This window comes from Pseudoalteromonas sp. MMG012 (assembly GCF_018100875.1).
GTDB classification, from domain to species: domain Bacteria; phylum Pseudomonadota; class Gammaproteobacteria; order Enterobacterales; family Alteromonadaceae; genus Pseudoalteromonas; species Pseudoalteromonas aurantia.
Map to the genome: position 1 here is coordinate 1 of NZ_JAGJEF010000006.1, position 20658 is coordinate 20658.

Consider the following 20658-nt stretch of genomic DNA (forward strand, 5'->3'; position numbering starts at 1 on the left):
CAGAGCCCATTAAGATGGGCCCTAAAATGCATTATTTGGCAGTTAGTTTCTCAATACCTAAAATCAGTATTAAGCCCAATATAGCCAAACCAACACATAACCATGTCTGCGGTTCCTGCCCCACCAAATTTGCGTAATCAAGTGGAGATATATTCTGTTGGTTTAAGGGTTTTTCTGCACCACTTGAGCTGATATACGTTGAGACTACCACCTTCCATGGCCATAACAAGTTTAAGGACCCTAGTAAGAATCCGGCCAATAACGCAAACGTTACCTCTTGGTATGATGCGAGTAACCAAGAAAGAACACGAGAAAATAATATTAAACCAACAACACAGCCCATCATAAATAGCGCGATTAGTGATATTTCTTGATGAGTTATAGCTGATAATACGTGGCCATACATTCCCAATAGTAACAAAATAAAGCTACCTGAAATTCCAGGTAAAATCATGGCACAAATAGCAATAGCGCCAGCAATAAAATAAAGCCACCAATGTGGCTCTGCTTCGGTAGGAGCCAGTGATGTGATAATCACAGCAATAATGGCGCCTGTAATACAGCTTACAATAGTACCTAACTGCCATTGTTTAACTTGCTTAGCTATAAATATAAAAGAAGCCAAAATCAAGCCAAAAAAGAATGACCACACTAGCAGTTGGTGATTTGATAACAAGTAAGTAATCACTTTAGCCAAAGACACAGCACTGGTTATTAAACCAGCAAAAACAGCTACCAAGAAACTACCATCAATATAGTCCCAGCTTGCTTTAACGCCATGCCGTCTCAATAATGCGATGGCTTCGAAATTTACACTTTTTATCGCACTTAAAAACCGAGCATAGATCCCAGTAATAAATGCTACAGTCCCACCCGACACTCCTGGTACAACATCAGCTGCCCCCATGCCTGCGCCTTTTAAAAATAAAAAAATATAGTCTCGTTTAGAATCAGACCGTTTTGTCACTGACGAACTCTCCGTATAAAATAAAATGCAAGTGTAACGCAGAAAAATACTATTATAATTAGATCTTATCCTGATTATGGCACGACGAACAGCGAAGCTATACGTAATTATGTATCAAACTTTTAGGTGAGCGACTCATTAATGATCGAAGACATTAACTTGATCACCACCTCGACGCTTAGCTTGCAATAACGCTTCATCAACCAACGTAAGTAAATGCTGACTATCAGACTGAGCATCTCCCCATACTACCCCCATACTTACGGAGACTGAATAGGCTGAAAGTGCAACGCTTTTAGTGATACATCGATAAACTTCATCAGCAAAGCTTGGGAGCATTTGACGGCTAATACATGGAGCTATTATTAATAACTCCTCACCGGCCCAACGCGCGAGTACTGCGTGGTTATAATTACGCATTAACGCATTACCAACTTGCTTTAGTATTTCATCCCCCACTTCATAACTATACAATTGATTGATCTGTTTAAAATTATCAAAATCGATAAATACAACAGCGGCTTCAGTGTAGATTTGTGGCATATGTGCCATTTTTAACTGCGCCCCTCTGCGATTTAATAATCCTGTCAAGCTATCATGAAACGACAGGTATTCAATCTCAACATAAAACAATTGTGCTTCTTTCCAACGCCGATAAGAAAATAAGGCGAAGGTTACTGTCAGTGAAAAGCATAAGGGAATAAACTCGTCTAACTCTAAATCTTCATGGGACCTTGAAAAGTGATAAAGCCACTCTAACGTGTCATAACTTGAAAAAATGAAAAAGCAAAGAATATTGACAACAAAAAGAATGAATAACTCTTGCCTGTAGTTGATTTTTAAAGGCTTAATACGGCCAGACAACATAAAAAAACTCTCTCAACAATACAGATATAATGACTATCTTGCCTATATACCTTGCAATAGGACCGTTTATGGAAACATAGAATAAATCGATATACAACAATGTACATTATTATTTTTTCGTGTGTTCTGCTAAACAATAACGTACTTATGCCGATAACTTATCAAACCCTAGCAGCAACGAAGTATTATGTCTCAGCGAATTATAAACCTTTTCTTATTAATATGCGCACTAGTACTATGCAAAAGCGCCTCATCAGCAGACTTTGTCATACCAGAGGCAAAGCAAGAGGTAGAAAAACGAGATTTAACGAAATTTATCGACGAAAATGCATTGATTGATATTGAAACATCAAAAGGGAATAGTTTTGCTATTTATTCTCCATATATGGCCTCAACCAAACGTGGCATTGTCATTTTGATTCCTGATATTGGCCACCCTCCTCTTTCATATAATGGATTCAATTACCTACACCACGCGTTAACCGATGACGGGTTTGATACCTACGCCATACAAATTCCAGACATTGCATTTAATGATACACTACCAAAAGATGACGCAAGTAATTCCAGTAATACAGAAACAGTCAGCGAAGAAAGTACTGAAAAAAAAATGCAAAAACCCGCTAAATTTCTGGCTGAGCGAGTCCCTGAGAATTCACTAGACGACTATAAAACACAACTCATAGACATTTTCAAAGCACTATATTCACAATTAACAATGTTAGAGAAAGAACAGCTTGTTGTCATTGCACAAGGTACTAGCGCCGGCGTGTTTAGTGAATACCTTGCTGATTTACCCAACATAAAACTCGACGCTTTTGTGGCCATTAGTGCACAGTTACCAAATAGCAGCAGGCAGCGTCACTTACCTGCAAACCTATCTGTGATCAGCCCACCTTTACTTGATATCTTTTATACCAATGATAACCCTACTGTTACTCGCAGCATGCCCGAAAGAATAAGGTGGGTAAAACGCAATAGTAAATTTGACTATCGACAACGCCAGCTCTTTGGATTAACGACAGAAACCAGGCAACATCAACGGCTGAGGAAAGAAGTTGACGGTTTTCTTCGTCAATTATGACCACCTAGGCTGCTTGTTTTTATCTAACACTAGGATGGGTGCTTTAAAAACTCGTAAGCAGCTTGAATATCTTGACTTTTCTTTTTAGCGACTTCCATCATATGTTGAGGCAACCCTTGGGATACCAGCTTATCTGGATGATGTTGCGACATCAATTTTCGATAAGCGCGTTTTACGTCTTTATCTGTCGCTTGTTCAGTTAATCCTAAAACAGCCAATGCTTGCATTCGAGTTATGCTTTCTGACTGCGGAGCTGTTTGAGAACCTTTTTGCCTTTGATAATCGCCATGTTGCGCGCGTTGTTCTCGAAACTTAAATTCGGCTTGATAACGTTTCAAAATAAAGCGAAAGTGCGTATTCGAAATACCGAGTAATTGACTCACCTTTTGCAATAATTGCACTTCCTGAGGCGCTAAATGACCATCTGAAAACACCATTTGAATTTGAATCTCTAAAAAAAGCTGCAGCAAATCGTAACGACGAGAAAAAACCTCTTTAAAATCGTTAACCGCACCTTTTAATTCAAAATCATTACCTTTGCCATACCTAAATGCATTTTGGGCTTCTTGACGATCTTCCCCGTGCAGTCCCATTTCGTCCATAAATAGTGTTGCAGCTTTAATATGGGTTTCGCTCACTCGCCCATTCGATTTCGCAATATGGCCCATTACGGCAAAGCAACTTGAAAAAAACAATGCTTGACGCTGGTGCAAATCATCACCTTTAAAAAAGCCTTGAAATCCGCCCACCTTATCAAAGTCCTGCTTTAAACTTTTATCGAACATATGCCCAAGCCAGAAACCAAATATAGCGCCTAGCCAACGACCAAACATAAACCCGAAACAAACCCCTAATAATTTACCCCACACTGTTTTGCTCCTGATTTTTATTTATTTCCATTAACCGCTGCGGAGTGCCAATATCCGACCATAGACCCAAATATAATTCCATTGAAACTCGACCGGTCTCAATACTTCGTCTCAATAATGGACCTAAAGGAAGAACACCTACCGACAAGGATGAGAAGAAGTCACGCGTATATAAACCAATACCTGAAAAGGTGTACTTTTGAGTATTTACTATTTGATTTGCCAAACAGAAATCCCCATCTAGATTATGTTCTGGGTTTTCTACCAACACAATATGCGCTTCCCCTGCGTATAACTGTAATTGTGTTAACGCAGCCACATCATAATCAGTGAAAACATCACCATTCACAACAATAAATGCGTCCTCACTCTCCGTTAGCAAAGGCAACGCATTTACAATGCCACCAGCTGTTTCTAAGCCTCCAGCGGGTTCATAGCAATAAGTGACCTTGACCCCAAACTCACTTCCATCTCCATAATACTGTTCGATTACCTCGCCACACCACGCTAAATTAATGACAATATCACTAATGCCTGCGAGTTTTAATCTATTGATATGATAAGTCAGTAAGGGTTGCCCATTGACTTGCAACATTGGTTTTGGCGTGCTTTCTGTCAACGGCATCATTCGTTGGCCACGTCCGGCAGCGAGGATCATTGCTTTCATTTAAATTTATTCAGCTGACTGTTAATTAAAGGTATTATCTCACTCACTAACCAAGTTGCAAGCCATTGATAATTGTCATGCCGCTTAGCTACTTCTACAACATACTGTAATGTAGGTATTATATTGTCCAAATAGCCCGCTTTATTATCTCTTAATAATAATCGGGCAAAAATACCTGCGGCTTTCAAATGCCGTTGCAACCCAGTTAAATCAAAATAATACTGATATTCGAGATATGTCATTTCTCCCAATAACTGTGCTTTTTTCAGTGTTTTATAACTATATTTTTGAAGTATTAAAAAGTCATCTGCTGGTAACTTAAAATAACAATCTCGCAATAAGGATACAGCATCATATGTGATAGGCCCTTGAACAGCATCTTGGTAATCTATCACAGCCCATTGATGGTCATGCCGCATAATATTACGACTGTGAAAATCACGATGCATCGTGACTTTTGGCTGCTCTACTATGCTACTTACCAATGACAATTTCGTTTCTTGCCATCGCTCTTTAACAGTGCCTTCGAGTTCATAGTCAAGCCAAGAATTTAATAACCAATTTTCAAATATTTCCAACTCTTGAGTTATAAAACCATCATCATACGGTTTCATAGACGTTGATTTAGTGACTGTCGCTATTGATGGTAAAATATCTAAAATGGCCATATAGTGCTCCAACCTACTCGGATCACTGATATGATCAGCCAAATGCTCTGCGCCTAAGTCTTCTAGCAGTAAAATGCCATGCGGCATATTTTGCGCTAAAATTTTAGGTACTTTTATGCCTGCGAGGGCAAAATTTGCATTAAGATCTACAAACGGCTGGTTATCTACTTTATTGGGCTCTGAGTCCATCAAAATGTAGCTTTTCTCACCATGATATACCCTTAAGTAGCGACGAAAACTCGCATCTGCGGTTACAACTTCACAACGATATGCTTCATCATTAAAAAACCCAACTAGAAACTGCTCGATATAGGTTTGTCTTTCTTTATTATTTGTCACAAAATTCCATTCTTAATTACTGTATTTAACTGAGTTTTACTTTATTATGTCTTGCTTAGATAATTATACTAGGCCAACAAGGTTAATAAATGAGTAAAACTTGGGGGGTCGTCGCACTGACACTCAGTAGCGCACCAGCGTTAGCAATATCAAATTCTACACCGATGCAGTGCAGTCAGTACTTTCAACCGACAAACTGGCAACCTCTTAAATCTTTGCCTTCCAATGCTATAGATATTCAGGCAGATAACGTTGAAATGCAAGGCACAGCCAGTGCTGAGTTTTCAGGTAACGTCGATGTCAACACCCAGAAAATGCATCTATCAGCAAGCTCAGCCTTAATCGACAAAGAACGAGGTTTGCTCAATGCAACAGGCCCACTTGTCTATCAAGATGCTTTTACTCTCGTTAATAGCACCGGTTTATACGCAGATTTAAATAATAATGATATCAGCTTACTCGGCGCTGACTATCAATTAACACAACAAATTGGTCGTGGTGGTGCTGAGAAGCTATATGCATCAGAATCTGAAATTAGTTTATATAATTCAACTTTTACCACTTGCCCAGTCGAAGCCCCTTTTTGGCAAATTGAAGCAAGTACTATCACATTATCTAAGCACAATGGGTGGGGGGAGTCTTACAACGCAGTTTTGAAGATTCTTGATACACCTATCATCTATATTCCCTATTTCACATTTCCCATAGATGAACGACGAAAGTCTGGCCTACTAACTCCGACTTTGACCAGTTCTGGTCGATACGGGTTTGAAATGGCAACCCCCTACTATTGGAATATAGCACCCAATTATGATGCGACCTTCACTCCTAGGTATATGTCAAACAAAGGGCTCCAAGTTACTTCTGAATTTAGGTACCTAACCAAACAACATCAAGGCCTTTTAGGTGTTGAGTATATAGATAAAGACGATGCAGACCCCCAGCTAGAAAGCCGTTATTTAGTCCATTGGCAGCAACAGAGTTACTTAACCGACCAATGGCGCCTAAATATTGACATTACCAATGTCAGTGATGATGCATATCTAACCGATTTAGGCTCAAAATACGCCAACGAAACCGATACTCAACTGTATCGTACTGGTATCATCAGCTACCTCGGCGATGACTGGATCACTGATATAAAATTACAAAGCTTCGAGGTACTAGGCGACCACACAGAGTCATACGCTGCTTTACCACAAATAACTTGGAAAAACAGAGTACCTTTTCAGTGGCACCACTTGCAACTATCTATATTGGGTGAGTTCAGTCATTTTCGGAATGACGAACTAACAATAACAGAAGCTTCTCGGTTGCACTTAGAGCCAAAAGTTAGCCTATCATTTGAAGAATACGCATGGTCTTTCTTAGCTGAATCTAGCTTATTACATACACGATATGAGCAGCATGGTGATTTACACAATACACCGTATGAAGATTCTGTTACTCGAACCATGCCAAAATTAAGAATGCATGCACAGCTGAATTTGGAAAGAGACACGCTATTTTTTAGTGAAGGTGGCACGCAAACTTTAGAACCGCAAATTCAATATTTGTACACACCAAAAAGAGAGCAAGACAGCATAGGTCTTTTTGATACAACCAAAATGCAAGATGACTTTGCTGGCTTATTTCGTGAACAACGATTCTCAGGTGTTGATAGGATAGCGCAAGCGAACCAATTTACTCTAGGTGCCACAACACGCCTTTTTGATACTAAAAACACAGAAAGATTCAATTTCAGTATCGGCCAAATAATTTACCTCAGTGACGATGTAAAGCCTACTGAACAAGCCAATAATTCAGAAACCAACTACAATGCATTGTTTGCAGCGGAAACCATGGTACATTGGCATCGTCGTTGGTATTTCTCGGCTGGAATACAGTATGACGCAGACTCTAAAGAGCTAATTCAGTCTCATACGACACTAGACTACCGAGGAGACAATAATAAGTTAGTACAATTGAACCATCGTTATGCAAATAGTGTCTCAGGATATGAAATTGATCAAGTTGGTCTGTTTAGCAGCCTACCAATCAATGATAATTGGCAATTTATAGCAAGCTATCACCGAGACTTAAATGCCTCTCGGAGTGTCGAAGTCTTCGCCGGTATACAATACGAAAGTTGCTGTTGGGCTATTCAAATAACGGGTGGAAGACACATAGAAACAGATTTAAACCAAACGATTACACATGATGATGCACAATTCGACACCAGCATTGGGTTTAATTTTGTATTAAATGGATTGGGTGGCAAATCAAATAATGCTGTAAGTCAGCGATTACAACAAGGTATCTTCGGCTACCGTCGACCTTATTTTTTAAATAATTAATAAATATTAGATTACTATGAATTTTAAAAAGTTATTGTTAGTTACCCTATTGGGTATCAGTATAAGTCACACAACACTGGCTCAACGTGTTCAGATGGATAAGATTGTTGCCACTGTAAACGAAGGTGTCATATTACAAAGTGAGGTTAATCAAATTATTGCTCGGGTTAAAGAGCAAGCTAAACAGCAAAGCACGGAATTACCCTCCGATAAAACGCTTCGAGTACAAGCTATTGACAGACTAGTCGACCAATCCTTAATGCTACAACTTGCTGAGCGCATGGGTATGGAGATCTCAGACTCTCAACTGGATCAAACGATATCAAATATCGCTAAGGATCAAAATGTGACTATAGCTGATCTCAGACGCTCAGTAGAAGCCAGTGGAGAAAGCTTCCAAGCTTACAGAGAGGAGCTTCGAAAAGAAATCACCATTGGTCAAGTTCGCCGAGCAAATGTCGACCGACGCATTTATATTAGTACACAAGAAGTTGCTAATTTACAAAAAATTCTAGAACAACAAACAGGAACCCCTGAAGAGTACGACGTTGGTCATATTCTTGTTAAAATTCCAAATAAAGCCTCCCCGGAAGAGATTCAAGATGCGCGTGAACGTGCTGATAACGTAATGGAGTTTTTAAACGACGGTAAAGAGTTTAAACGTATTGCAATCGCTTCTTCAAGTGGTCCAAAAGCGCTTGAAGGCGGACAATTAGGCTGGATGAGCATTAATGAAATGCCATCGTTATTTGCAGAGGCAATTAAAGGCCAGAAAAAAGATGCCATCGTTGGGCCCGTTCGCTCTGGTGCCGGTTTCCACATTCTAAAAGTACAAGATATTCGCGGGCGTGAAGTTGTAGAAACAACTGAAGTACGCTCACGTCATATTCTCATTAAGCCTTCGATTATCCTCAGTGAAGAAAAAGCCCGTGATATGCTTTCTGGTTTCGCGACTAAGCTTCGCGCAGGTGAGGCTGACTTTGCAGAACTGGCAAAAGAGCACTCCGAAGATCCAGGTTCTGCACTCAAAGGTGGCGAATATGATTGGACAGATCCAACAACTTACGTACCCGCATTTAAAAACACCCTTCTTTCACTAGATAAGAATGAGATCAGTGAACCATTTAGAAGTACATTTGGTTGGCACATAGTTCAATTGTTAGATACACGTACAGCTGACAAAACAGACCAAGCGAAACTAAGCCGTGCTCACGGGCTACTATTTAACAGGAAGTTCAAAGAAGAAAGCTTTAAGTGGCAGCGTGAAATTCGGGAACAAGCACATATTGATGTATTCCCTACAGAATAAAATGGATATAAATATGTGCCTCAGAATTGCAATTACGCCAGGGGAACCTGCTGGTATTGGACCCGATCTGGTTATTAAACTGGCTCAAAAAGTATGGTCCGCGCAAATTATTGCCGTCGTCGATCGTACTATTATTGAAAAGCGCGCGATTGAGCTAGGTATCCCTATCACATTGCTGCCATTCAATGCGAATGAAGAGGCACAGCCTGCACCAGCAGGCTGTTTGTATTATTTACAAGTAGAAAAAGGCTGTAATGTACAAGCGGGTGTCCTTGATGAAAAAAATGGTAATTATGTACTGGAAACATTAAAAGTTGCATCTGAAAAAAATATGGATGGTACATTTGATGCAGTGGTTACAGGACCTGTTCATAAAGGCATTATTAACCGTGCAGGCATTTCTTTTAGTGGCCATACTGAATATTTCGCATTGCAATCCAATACTTCCGATGTGGTAATGATGTTGGCAACTGAGGGCCTTAGAGTTGCGTTAGTCACCACCCATATACCCCTAGCATATGTATCGAGAGCTGTTACGACAGAACGACTGACTAAAGTTATCAATATCTTACACGATGATCTCAAAAGTAAGTTTGGTATTAATAATCCACGAGTCTTAGTTTGTGGTTTAAACCCGCATGCTGGTGAAGATGGTCATTTAGGGCGAGAGGAAATAGAGACGATTACTCCAGCCCTCACAGAATTAAATACACAAGGGATGAACCTCATAGGACCACTGCCTGCTGATACCTTATTTCAAGCAAAATATTTAGATAATGCCGACGCTGTGCTTGCAATGTATCACGATCAAGGCTTACCTGTGTTAAAATATAAAGGATTTGGTAATTCGGTTAATATTACCCTTGGACTACCCTTTGTAAGAACCTCTGTTGACCATGGTACCGCGTTAGATTTAGCCGCTACAGGTAACATTGAGGTAGGTAGTTTTGATTTAGCTATCCGCGAAGCAATTAAGCTCGCCCATAAAAAAGCACAGAATTAATGACTGATAAAGTACATTTAGGGCATCGTGCCCGAAAGCGTTTTGGCCAAAACTTTTTAAACGATGACATGATCATCGACAAAATAGTAACAGCCATTGACCCTAAGCCAACAGACAACTTAGTCGAAATTGGTCCTGGCCTTGGTGCTATTACTGAGCCAGTGGTGGAATTAAGTGACAAACTTACCGTTGTTGAACTTGATAAAGATTTAGCTGAGCGTCTCATAAAACATCCATTTATGAGTGACAAGCTAACAGTCCACCAAGGCGATGCAATGAAGTTTGATTTTTCTTCGCTTATTCAAGATGGTGAAAAACTGAAAATATTTGGTAATTTACCATATAACGTGTCAACTCCTTTACTTTTTCATTTATTTGAATTTGCGGACCATGTGGAGCACATGCACTTCATGCTTCAAAAAGAAGTTGTAAAGCGCATGGTTGCAAGCCCTGACTCTAAAGCTTTTGGCCGATTGAGTGTGATGACACAATATTACTGTCACGCCATGCCTGTTATAGATGTACCACCAGAGTGTTTCAAACCCGCGCCAAAGGTTGACTCTGCGGTGATCCGTCTAATACCTAAAAAACCAGAGCAAAGATCTGCAAAAAGTACAAAAGTTCTAAACACGGTATGTTTAGAAGCGTTTAACCAACGTCGAAAAACATTAAGAAACAGTCTATCAAACTTGTTAACAAGTGACGAAATGGCTGAAATTGGTATTGATGCGACTAAACGTGCAGAAAACCTGTCCCTTTCTCAATTTATTGATATAGCAAACTGGATTTATGACAATAAGCAGTAATCTAGGCTCTCCCATAAAGGTTTCTGTTGAAACCTTTTATGTGGAAGCTCAATCACAACCTGAAAAAAATAAGTATGTGTTCGCCTATACGGTTACCATTAAAAACCATAGCTTGTGTAGTGTGAAACTGGAGAGCCGCCACTGGCTTATAACCGATGCTAATGGTAAAGAGTCTGAAATCGATGGTGAAGGCGTTATCGGAGAGAAACCATCTATTGCCCCTGGCGACAGTTATAAATATACCAGTGGTGCTGTCCTTGATACGCCTCTAGGAACAATGCAAGGGCATTACTTAATGCGTAATGAATTTGGGGCTGAATTTGAAGCTCCCATTCCTGTGTTTAGACTGACCTGTTTAACAGCGTTACATTGATATCTTATGGCATTATACGCAGTAGGTGATTTACAAGGGTGCTTTGCGCCTCTTTCTCGACTATTGGATATGGTGGCTTTTAATCCGAGTAAAGATCACCTTTATCTCGTTGGAGATGTTGTAGCAAGAGGTCCTGATTCTCTTGCTTGTTTAGAATTTTTATATCACCACCGTGATGCAATCACTATTACATTAGGTAATCATGACCTGCACTTGCTCGCTTGTACGACGTTAAATCGCTCGCCGAATCCAAAAGATAAACTACAAGCGGTTTTTGATAGCCCTAAACTTCCCCAATATTTAGACTTATTGCGTGCTCAACCTATTGCCGTCCACCTATCAAATTATAACTCTTTCATTTCTCATGCCGGCATTCATCCGACTTGGTCAATTCAAGATGCACTAGAGTATGCACACTTTGTGGAGCAATGTTATCGTGGAAAAGATGCCAAAGAATACTACCTAAATATGTATGCAAAGCATCCTGTAGGCGAATTAAGTATGCTCTCTAAGCAAGCTCGATTCACAGCAATCGTGAATACGTTTACACGAATGCGATATCTATCTACGCAAGGTGAGCTAGACTTAGTAAATAAAGGTGGTACTAACGATTGCCCAACATTAGTTCCATGGTTTGACTGCAAACGCTTTAAAAAGTCAAAAACATCCTTTATATTTGGTCACTGGGCAGCGCTTAAAGGCGTCACTAACATGAAAAACGTGATTGCGTTGGATACTGGATGTGTCTGGGGTGGACCGATGAGTATGCTGAATATTGCAACTAACGAACAATATTTAAGCAAATAATCTATTCTCGCCCCTTTTTACTGAATTTTTTAGTCACATCTGCTATAAAATACTTAACTTATCCGCAATAAAACCGATAAGTACTCAATCCTGCTAGTAAAATTGATGGAAATTGTATGAACTTGACTGTAAGCCAACGAATTTGGGGTGGTTTTATTCTTATCACCTCACTACTCCTAATGATAGGTGGAAACTCTTTGCTAAGGATTGCAAACATAGATAGCTCTACACAACAAGTGAATAGCTTATCTCTTCCGGCTCTAAATAAAAGTTCAGAGCTGCAAGTTGAGTTTTCATTAATGAGCAAGGTCGCGCAAGGTAGCTTTTATGCGCAAACACCTGCAGAATTAAATGCGCTTAAGGCACAGTTTAATGAGCGACAAGTTGTATTTGATAAAACTTATGCGCAACTACAAGATATTGTCAGTAGTAACCAAAGCTTAGCGCGCAACTCTCAAAGTGTTGGCAACTCATACTCTGATTTCCTCAAATCGGTTAACAATCTACTTCGTGACAAAGCCCTCGAGTTACAGCTTAAGAAAACGACCGCATCGCAATTGGAAGATATTGAACTCAATGCAGAAGATGCAACAACAGCAGTACTTGATATTATTGATTTAGACGGATTAAAAGAATCCAGCAACCGTGCATATCAAGCAGCCAATAGTATGGAAAATAACTTTTCTGTTTTGGTGACAAATAGTGCTGACATGCTGACCGTTGATAATTTAAATACCCTAGATATTGTCAAAAAAGATCAAGATTACTTGCTCGAAGAGTTGCAAAGAAACATAGAGCTAATGAAACCAGCAGTTATTGCAATTGATGACAGCTTGTTTTCAGACTTAGAGTCTTACTTTAGTACGTTAAAAACCGATGCCTCAGGGTCAAATAGTCTTTCAGCTAACAAAAAACGCTTGATAAACGCCACCAGTATGACAAGAAGTGAATTAGCAGAAGCTGAGCAAGCTACCAAGGCGGCGTTAGAGCAACTTGATCAATTACTCAATGAAGCGAGTAAAGTGGCATTTAATCTACAGAAAGGTGTTAGCGAAGATGTCAGTGCAGCAAACTTGTGGACATGGGTTGGGATGGTAATTGCGACGATTATCGCTATTGTTGTCGCTTTCGTCACAGTTAACTTGATCACCAAACCTCTTGCTGAAGTCAACCGTGTTCTGACTATCGTTGCCCGCGGCGATATGACACAACGACTAGATGATAGCGCTAAAGATGAGTTTGGTGATCTTTCTCGCAGCTGTAATGCATTAATTAGTAGTTTGAGGGAGTTAATAACCGGAATTGTATCACGCTCGACACAGTTAGCTGCGGCCTCAGAACAAACTTCAATGATTACCACAGAATCAAGTCAAGCAATTCGAAACCAGCAAGCACAAGTTGAACAAGCAGCTACCGCAACAACAGAAATGAGTAGTACATCTCACGGCGTAAGTAACAGTGCTAATCAAGCATTACTTGAAATCAAAAATGCTGATAAAGAAGCTGAGCGTGTTAAGGGTATTTCTCACGATAATAAACATACCATTGAACAGTTAGCGAAAGAAGTTGACGAAGCTTCCAGAGTTATCAACAAATTACATCAAGATAGTGCTTCAATTGGAGGCATTCTAGATGTGATCCGCGGCATTGCGGAACAAACCAATTTATTAGCACTAAATGCGGCCATTGAAGCAGCTAGGGCTGGGGAACAGGGCCGAGGGTTTGCTGTTGTTGCTGATGAAGTCCGCTCTCTTGCAAGTAAAACACAAGAGTCGACTCAAGAGATACAATCAATGATTGAGTCCTTACAAGCAGGGGCTGAAGAAGCTGTAACAGCTATGTCAAAGGGTAAACAACAAGCTGAATCATGTGTGGATAAAAGTGATTTAGCAAATGAAGCATTGAACAGTATCACTCAGGCGGTTTCTCAAGCGCATGATGTGAGCGAAGAGATTTCCACTGCTGCCAATGAACAACAACAAGTTTCACAGGAAATCAGTGAGCGACTCGAGTCCATCGTATCGATTGCTGAACAAACTGCGGAAGGGGCAAATCAAACTTCTATTTCAAGTACTGAAGTGGCCAAGCTTGCAGAAGAGCTCCGCTTGTCAGTAGACCAATTTAAAGTTTAATGAATATAGATCAAACATAGTATTAAACGTTTATTTTTAAAGATAAAAACACTAAAAAAACCTGCTATTGCAGGTTTTTTTATTGGGCAACCTAACTCTAGATAACTTGATTCATTTCTCACTTATTTATTTATAATACTCAAATACCTCTCTCGTTATCATCGAGGAGCAGTAAATGGCAGCACCAACTGATATGTAAGCACGCTTGTGTCCAACATTCATATAAGAGTGTCATGCTGTAAAAGGGGAATTAAATAGAATTCAGCGAGCTTCTTCTGAGTCGTATTTTGTCTGACGTTGTGCTGTATCGAGTGCATAAGCCGCACTTCAATTGTCGCTGTAATATTCAATCGAATACGCTAAGCCGACGACTCTATATCGCCTTTAGCATGAATTGGCCGACCTCCTCCATAGCCAAACGAGGTTTGTTTGCCCGCTCATTTTAATCAGGTTACTTAGTCCCCCGTCTATATATCGATACATTAATAAGCTTCATTTGCTACTGCACTCAATGAGCGACAGATACAATAGCCGCAAGTAGCACTATCTAACGAAATCTTATTAAGGTAGGAGATCCAAACGATAGTAGCTCCAACTAAGGCACCCCACGATGCCACATACGGGAGTAAAATACAAAACGCCCAATGAAAACTCATCAGGCGTTTTAATATGAAGTAAGTGTCAATCTACCTCAATACTTGTCACATCTTAAGCTAAGAATAATGATTCAGCTTTGGTAACTATGTTGTCTACAGTGAAACCAAAGTGTTCAAATAGTTCACTAGCAGGTGCTGATTCACCAAATGTTGTCATGCCAATAACAACACCGTTTAAACCAACATATTTGTACCAGTAGTCTGCTATTCCCGCTTCTACTGCAACACGACGTGTTACGGCAGCAGGCAAAACGCTTTCTTTATATTCAGCTGACTGGGCATCGAATACATCCGTTGATGGCATAGATACTACGCGCACCTTTTTTCCTGTTAAACGTAACGCACGAGCTGAATCAACTGCCAACTGCACTTCAGAACCCGTCGCAATAATGATTAGCTCCGGGTTACCATCACAGCTTAATACATAGCCGCCTTGCTTAATGGCTTGCACTTGCGCTTCATCCCTACTTTGCTGTTGTAAACCTTGTCGAGTAAATATCAATGACGTAGGACCATCTTTACGCTCAACGGCTTGTTGCCAAGATACAGCTGATTCAACTTGGTCACACGGACGCCAGTTAACAAGGTTAGGAGTCAAACGCATACTTGCAATTTGCTCTACAGGTTGATGCGTCGGTCCATCTTCACCAAGACCAATCGAATCATGCGTATAAACAAAAATACTCGGTTGCTTCATGAGTGCAGCCATACGAACAGCATTGCGTGCATACTCCATAAACATTAAGAACGTAGCACCGTATGGAATAAAACCTTTATGAAGCACGATACCATTCATAATAGCCGACATCCCAAACTCACGTACGCCATAATAAATGTAGTTACCTGAAGCGTCCTCAGCAGTCAATCCTTTTGAGCCATCCCAAATAGTTAAGTTTGATCCGGCTAAATCTGCTGAGCCACCCATAAACTCTGGTAACAAAGGACCATAAGTATTTAACGCATTTTGCGATGCTTTACGAGTTGCAGGGTTTGCTGGGGTCGCTTGAAGTTGTGCAATATAAGCTTCTGACTGTTCAGTCCAACTTTGCGGCAACTCACCTTTCATTCTACGTTCAAATTCCGCCGCTAATTCTGGGTATTCAATTTGATACTCAGTAAATTTAATCAGCCAATGGCTCTGAGCTTGCTGACCGCGCGCAGATGCATCCCATTTTGCATATACATCATCAGGTACTTCAAATGCACCATGTTGCCAACCAAGAAACTCACGTGCCGCTTTGATTTCTTCGTCACCAAGTGGAGCACCGTGACAATCATGGCTGCCTGATTTGTTTGGTGAGCCGTAACCAATAATCGTTTTACAACAAATTAATGTTGGTTTACCTGTTTCAGCTCGCGCAGCGTCGATTGCAGCTTTAATGGCATCACTATCATGCCCATCAACATCAGCAATAACATGCCAGCCGTAGGCTTCAAAGCGTTTAGGAGTGTCATCACTGAACCAGCCTTCCACTTCCCCATCAATTGAGATGCCATTGTCATCCCAAAAAGCGACAAGTTTACCCAGCCCTAACGTACCAGCAAGTGAACAAGCTTCATGTGAAATACCTTCCATCAAGCAGCCATCACCTAAAAATGCGTAAGTGAAGTGGTTAACAATATCGTGTTCATCACGGTTAAACTGTGCTGCCAATGACTTCTCGGCAATCGCCATACCTACAGCATTAGTAATACCTTGGCCTAATGGCCCCGTCGTTGTTTCAATACCTGGCGCATAACCATACTCTGGGTGACCCGGTGTTTTCGAATGCATCTGACGGAAATTCTTTAAGTCATCAATTGATAGATCATAACCACTTAAATGTAGCAAAGAATAAATGAGCATTGAACCATGACCATTTGACAATACAAAACGGTCACGATCAGCCCATTCAGGGTTGTTTGGGTTATGTTTTAAATAATCGCGCCAAAGTACCTCGGCGATATCCGCCATACCCATAGGGGCACCGGGGTGACCAGATTTGGCCTGTTGAACTGCGTCCATTGACAGGGCGCGGATTGCATTTGCTAGTTCTTTGCGAGATGGCATGAATTCTCCTACCTTAAAATTCGCGGGTATAATTGTTAAGTACCCCATTCTTACTCATTTCAATGGTTGACTGCAACGACATTTCTTAGAAAAAAAAAGGTACAAGATGAATTTTATATTCACATTCTTTTTAGAGAAGCTATTTAGACGTCTAGGCGTAAAAAAACTATGCAGAGCTGCTTGTTTTGGTTAGAATAGTGAATATACATTTTTATTTCCTGCGCTATCTCTGTTGTTTGTGAAGCGCATATTTGTGAGCATACATACAATGGCAAAACATTTATTTACTTCTGAGTCTGTGTCTGAAGGCCATCCGGATAAAATCGCCGATCAAATTTCCGATGCGGTACTTGATGCAATTCTTGAACAAGACCCAAAAGCACGTGTGGCGTGTGAGACTTACGTCAAAACCGGTATGGTCATGGTTGGTGGTGAAGTCACTACTAGCGCGTGGGTAGACATTGAAGAACTTACACGTAAGACCGTTCGTGATATTGGTTATACTCATTCAGATATGGGGTTTGACGCTGATTCTTGTGCCATCTTAAACACAATTGGTAAACAGTCTCCTGACATCAACCAAGGTGTAGACCGTGCTCGAGCTGAAGAGCAAGGTGCAGGTGACCAAGGTCTAATGTTTGGTTACGCATGTAATGAAACTGACGTACTCATGCCCGCCCCAATTACTTATTCTCACCGCCTTGTACAACGTCAAGCGCAAGTACGTAAAAGCGGTGAGCTTAACTGGTTGCGCCCTGATGCAAAGTCTCAAGTGACATTCGCATACGAAAATGGCAAAGCCGTTGGTATTGACGCTGTTGTTCTTTCAACTCAGCATTGTGATACTGTTTCGCAAACTGATTTAGTTGAAGCTGTAATGGAAACAATTATCAAACCAGTATTGCCTGCTGAGCTTATTTCTAAAGCAACTAAGTTTTTCATCAACCCTACTGGCCGTTTCGTGATCGGTGGCCCTATGGGTGACTGTGGTTTAACTGGCCGTAAAATCATCGTAGATACATATGGTGGTATGGCGCGTCATGGTGGTGGGGCTTTCTCTGGTAAAGACCCATCAAAGGTTGACCGCTCAGCTGCTTATGCCGCTCGTTATGTTGCTAAAAACATTGTAGCGGCTGGCTTGGCTGATAAGTGTGAGCTGCAAGTTTCTTATGCCATTGGTGTTGCTGAACCAACCTCTATCAGTATTGAAACTTTCGGCACCGGTAAACTCGAAGAATCTCGCTTAGTTGAACTTGTTCGTGAACACTTTGATCTGCGTCCATACGGACTATTAACGATGCTTGACCTTGAACGCCCTATTTATCAACCAACAGCGGCATATGGCCACTTTGGTCGTGAAGAGTTCCCATGGGAAGCAACTGACAAAGCAAATGCTCTGCGAGCTGCCGCTGGGTTATAATCTAGCCCGAAATATACTACTGAAAAACGCGGTGTACCATACACCGCGTTTTTTATATCTTATTTTTAGTCTCATTTAAGTATGCACTTGGCGACATCCCATACCAACGCCGTACAGCTCGATTTAATGACGCCTGCTCTTTATAACCCAACAAATCACTTAATTCCTGTTTTCGCATAGCATACCCAAATTGCCCAAAACGCCGTAACCGCTCTTTATCTTTTAGTTGGCTAAAACTCAGTTTTTGTGCTGTTAGTTTTCGTTGTAAAGTCCGTGTCGACACGCTCAAGTGTTGGGCTAATACGCTTAACGTGAGAGTATGTAAATCACAACTATGTAAAACAAGTTGTAGTTGAGAGAGCCATTGATGCTCACCAGCAGAGCCACTAGCAAGCTCGTTTATCGATATTAATAAATGAGCTTGAATTACCTCATTACGGGTGATTAATTTCACAGCTAACAATGAAACTGGGAATTCAATTCTATTCGATGTTTGCTTATCTTTAACTGGACAATTAAACCACACTTCCATCAAACGTAGCTGTTCATGCGTAAACGCATCACTAAAATGCATTTCACTCGGTGTTAAGGCTTGCCCTGATATCCGTCTAACTGTTGCAACCCATGCAGTCATGTTTCTCAGTACTGCATGACGGTTATGAAAGTAAGGTCGCCACACAAGTGTTGCACTGCTATCGCAAACCGTGAATTGTATATCACCAATATTAGCAACCGTTTTGTCAAATTGCAGTAGCCAATCTATTGCGCATCCGACGGTATCACTGGTTTCTACCAAATACCCCAATAAGCCATACTCTGCACTCGTAATCGCTTTTCCGGTATTAAACCCCCATAAACTATCACCTTGTATTTTTACGGCTGTATCGATTGCTTGTAAATAAGCAGCCATAGGAATGCGCCTGCAATCGCAATACCGTTCAGGTAAATAGTGCGCAACGACTTTACAATATTCTTGACTAACATCTGACACTTTGGCGCCTAATGACAAATTAATGGCTTCTTCAGTCAAGTATGCCCACCTTAAATACAATATGCTAGCTTTGACTTTATTGTAGAAAGAACGCAAATGACTTTACTTGATATAATCATAGAGCTACCTAAAGAAAGTGAATTCAACTTTTATCAGCTGACTGATTGTCAGTTTTTAAGTCATATTTTTCGCGCCCAAATTACAGCTCTCGACAATAAAGAACAGACAGAGCGTCGGCTTGTTTCAATGCGAGGACATCAATTTACAGAGCGTGTTATCCAACTTTCAGATACGTCCCTAACTTATCAGATAGAAGGTAACGGTCCAATTAAGCTGCACCTCGGTGAAATTAATTACATCAATTCAAATACGCAACATTTTTTGCACTATAAAATTTCAGGAACCAGCAATACCTGGCTACCCGCGTGGCTATTAAAAGCTGTGCTATATTACGATTTCAAACGGGCTGGTAAACGCTTGTGGAGCGTACTCAATGAAAGTTGAATACATACTCATACTTCTTAGTCCACTGTTTATAACTGCGATTGTGCTAGAGCGGTTAAAGCTCAAAAATAAATATTCACTCAAAGAGCTATGTTTAAATATTTCTTTGGCCCTGTCGCATCAAATAGTAGATATGCTTGTCATGATATTGCTTATGCCACTATTAATCTGGCTACACTTAAACTTTTCTTTATTTTCATTTGAAATCTCATTTTTAGCGGTACTCCCAGCCTTTGTATTACAAGATTTTCTTTATTATTGGTTTCATCGAGCTAGCCATCAATGTGCTTGGTTGTGGAGTGCACACGTTGTCCACCACAGCTCACTCCACATGAATTTTTCAACCGCTTTAAGACAAAGCTTATTTTATCCTCTAACGGGGATGTGGCTGTTTTGGATACCATTGATCTTAATTGGTTACCCGCCACAATTCGTTTTCAGTTTAGTTGCATTGAACTTAGCTTTTCAATTTTTTATTCATACCGAAATAGGGCCTGAATTAAAATACATTGAGAGCATTTTTAATACTCCCCGTCACCACTGTATTCACCATGCAACGAATCCACATTGTATTGATAGGAATTACGCAGGAGTACTTATTATTTGGGATAAACTATTCGGTACCTTTCAAACTTATAACCCTAATGAGGTACTCGTATTTGGTGTTAATGAACATCGCTACTCGATGTCATTTTTAGACGTTATTTTTACACCATGGGGCATACTTTTTAATAATTTAAAAAAACAAAAAAATGTACGAAACATAATAAAAACACTGTTTGGAGCACCTTTAAAGCACAAGTAAACAAT

At 40.4% G+C, this 20658-nt stretch carries 18 protein-coding genes; 11 read left to right on the forward strand and 7 right to left on the reverse strand.

Annotated elements, in window-relative coordinates; genetic code table 11:
- Window positions 1–31: 31 nt before the first annotated feature.
- Both J8L97_RS03275 and J8L97_RS03280 read right to left on the reverse strand, forming a co-directional pair.
- The gene (locus tag J8L97_RS03275) at window positions 32–907 is read right to left on the reverse strand and encodes a DUF368 domain-containing protein (protein WP_211047928.1); all 876 of its coding nucleotides are present in this window, start codon (window positions 905–907) and stop codon (window positions 32–34) included.
- Between the two features lie 198 nt (window positions 908–1105).
- Complete coding sequence (locus tag J8L97_RS03280) at window positions 1106–1834, reverse strand: GGDEF domain-containing protein (RefSeq protein ID WP_211047841.1); 729 nt, start codon at window positions 1832–1834, stop codon at window positions 1106–1108.
- A 187-nt stretch (window positions 1835–2021) separates the two neighbouring features.
- Here J8L97_RS03280 and J8L97_RS03285 point away from each other — a divergent pair, with 187 nt between their 5' ends.
- On the forward strand, window positions 2022–2918 hold the full coding sequence (locus J8L97_RS03285) for a DUF3530 family protein (RefSeq protein ID WP_211047842.1): 897 nt from the start codon (window positions 2022–2024) through the stop codon (window positions 2916–2918).
- 29 nt (window positions 2919–2947) lie between these two features.
- Here the strand turns inward: J8L97_RS03285 and djlA are convergent, their stop codons facing one another.
- The 3 genes from djlA to J8L97_RS03300 are packed head-to-tail and all read right to left on the reverse strand — an operon-like array spanning window position 2948 to window position 5461.
- On the reverse strand, window positions 2948–3787 hold the full coding sequence (gene djlA, locus J8L97_RS03290) for a co-chaperone DjlA (RefSeq protein ID WP_211047843.1): 840 nt from the start codon (window positions 3785–3787) through the stop codon (window positions 2948–2950).
- Entirely contained in the window at window positions 3777–4454 is a 678-nt protein-coding gene (murU, locus tag J8L97_RS03295) for an N-acetylmuramate alpha-1-phosphate uridylyltransferase MurU (RefSeq protein WP_211047844.1), read from the reverse strand. Before murU ends, djlA begins: the two co-directional genes overlap by 11 nt.
- Window positions 4451–5461: a phosphotransferase gene (locus tag J8L97_RS03300; RefSeq protein ID WP_211047845.1), complete on the reverse strand. Its 1011-nt coding sequence runs from the start codon at window positions 5459–5461 to the stop codon at window positions 4451–4453. Before J8L97_RS03300 ends, murU begins: the two co-directional genes overlap by 4 nt.
- 89 nt (window positions 5462–5550) lie before the next feature.
- Between J8L97_RS03300 and lptD the strand changes: the two genes are divergently transcribed.
- The 7 genes from lptD (at window position 5551) to J8L97_RS03335 (ending at window position 14227) form a co-directional block, all read left to right on the forward strand.
- Entirely contained in the window at window positions 5551–7797 is a 2247-nt protein-coding gene (gene lptD / locus J8L97_RS03305) for an LPS assembly protein LptD (protein ID WP_211047846.1), read from the forward strand.
- A 16-nt stretch (window positions 7798–7813) separates the two neighbouring features.
- The gene (gene surA / locus J8L97_RS03310; RefSeq protein ID WP_211047847.1) at window positions 7814–9106 is read left to right on the forward strand and encodes a peptidylprolyl isomerase SurA; all 1293 of its coding nucleotides are present in this window, start codon (window positions 7814–7816) and stop codon (window positions 9104–9106) included.
- A 13-nt stretch (window positions 9107–9119) separates the two neighbouring features.
- Entirely contained in the window at window positions 9120–10109 is a 990-nt protein-coding gene (pdxA, locus tag J8L97_RS03315) for a 4-hydroxythreonine-4-phosphate dehydrogenase PdxA (protein ID WP_211047848.1), read from the forward strand.
- Complete coding sequence (gene rsmA / locus J8L97_RS03320; RefSeq protein WP_210995458.1) at window positions 10109–10915, forward strand: 16S rRNA (adenine(1518)-N(6)/adenine(1519)-N(6))-dimethyltransferase RsmA; 807 nt, start codon at window positions 10109–10111, stop codon at window positions 10913–10915. Before pdxA ends, rsmA begins: the two co-directional genes overlap by 1 nt.
- Window positions 10899–11288 carry a Co2+/Mg2+ efflux protein ApaG gene (gene apaG / locus J8L97_RS03325; RefSeq protein WP_211047849.1) on the forward strand — a complete coding sequence of 130 codons (390 nt, stop codon included), beginning with the start codon at window positions 10899–10901 and terminating at the stop codon, window positions 11286–11288. The genes rsmA and apaG overlap by 17 nt, the downstream gene beginning before the upstream one ends.
- Window positions 11289–11294: 6 nt before the next feature.
- Window positions 11295–12095, forward strand: coding sequence for a symmetrical bis(5'-nucleosyl)-tetraphosphatase (locus J8L97_RS03330; RefSeq protein WP_211047850.1), 801 nt, complete (start codon window positions 11295–11297; stop codon window positions 12093–12095).
- A 116-nt stretch (window positions 12096–12211) separates the two neighbouring features.
- Window positions 12212–14227: a methyl-accepting chemotaxis protein gene (locus tag J8L97_RS03335; protein WP_211047851.1), complete on the forward strand. Its 2016-nt coding sequence runs from the start codon at window positions 12212–12214 to the stop codon at window positions 14225–14227.
- A gap of 708 nt (window positions 14228–14935) precedes the next feature.
- On the opposite strand, the gene tkt is transcribed toward J8L97_RS03335, so the two are convergent.
- Complete coding sequence (gene tkt / locus J8L97_RS03340; protein ID WP_211047852.1) at window positions 14936–16933, reverse strand: transketolase; 1998 nt, start codon at window positions 16931–16933, stop codon at window positions 14936–14938.
- Between the two features lie 268 nt (window positions 16934–17201).
- Between tkt and metK the strand changes: the two genes are divergently transcribed.
- Complete coding sequence (gene metK / locus J8L97_RS03345; protein WP_211047853.1) at window positions 17202–18353, forward strand: methionine adenosyltransferase; 1152 nt, start codon at window positions 17202–17204, stop codon at window positions 18351–18353.
- Window positions 18354–18405: 52 nt separating this feature from the next.
- Here the strand turns inward: metK and J8L97_RS03350 are convergent, their stop codons facing one another.
- Window positions 18406–19383, reverse strand: a complete 978-nt coding sequence (locus J8L97_RS03350) for an AraC family transcriptional regulator ligand-binding domain-containing protein (RefSeq protein ID WP_211047854.1) — start codon at window positions 19381–19383, stop codon at window positions 18406–18408.
- A 57-nt stretch (window positions 19384–19440) separates the two neighbouring features.
- Between J8L97_RS03350 and J8L97_RS03355 the strand changes: the two genes are divergently transcribed.
- On the forward strand, window positions 19441–19848 hold the full coding sequence (locus tag J8L97_RS03355) for a hypothetical protein (RefSeq protein ID WP_211047855.1): 408 nt from the start codon (window positions 19441–19443) through the stop codon (window positions 19846–19848).
- On the forward strand, window positions 19838–20653 hold the full coding sequence (locus tag J8L97_RS03360) for a sterol desaturase family protein (protein WP_211047856.1): 816 nt from the start codon (window positions 19838–19840) through the stop codon (window positions 20651–20653). Before J8L97_RS03355 ends, J8L97_RS03360 begins: the two co-directional genes overlap by 11 nt.
- Window positions 20654–20658: the final 5 nt, after the last annotated feature.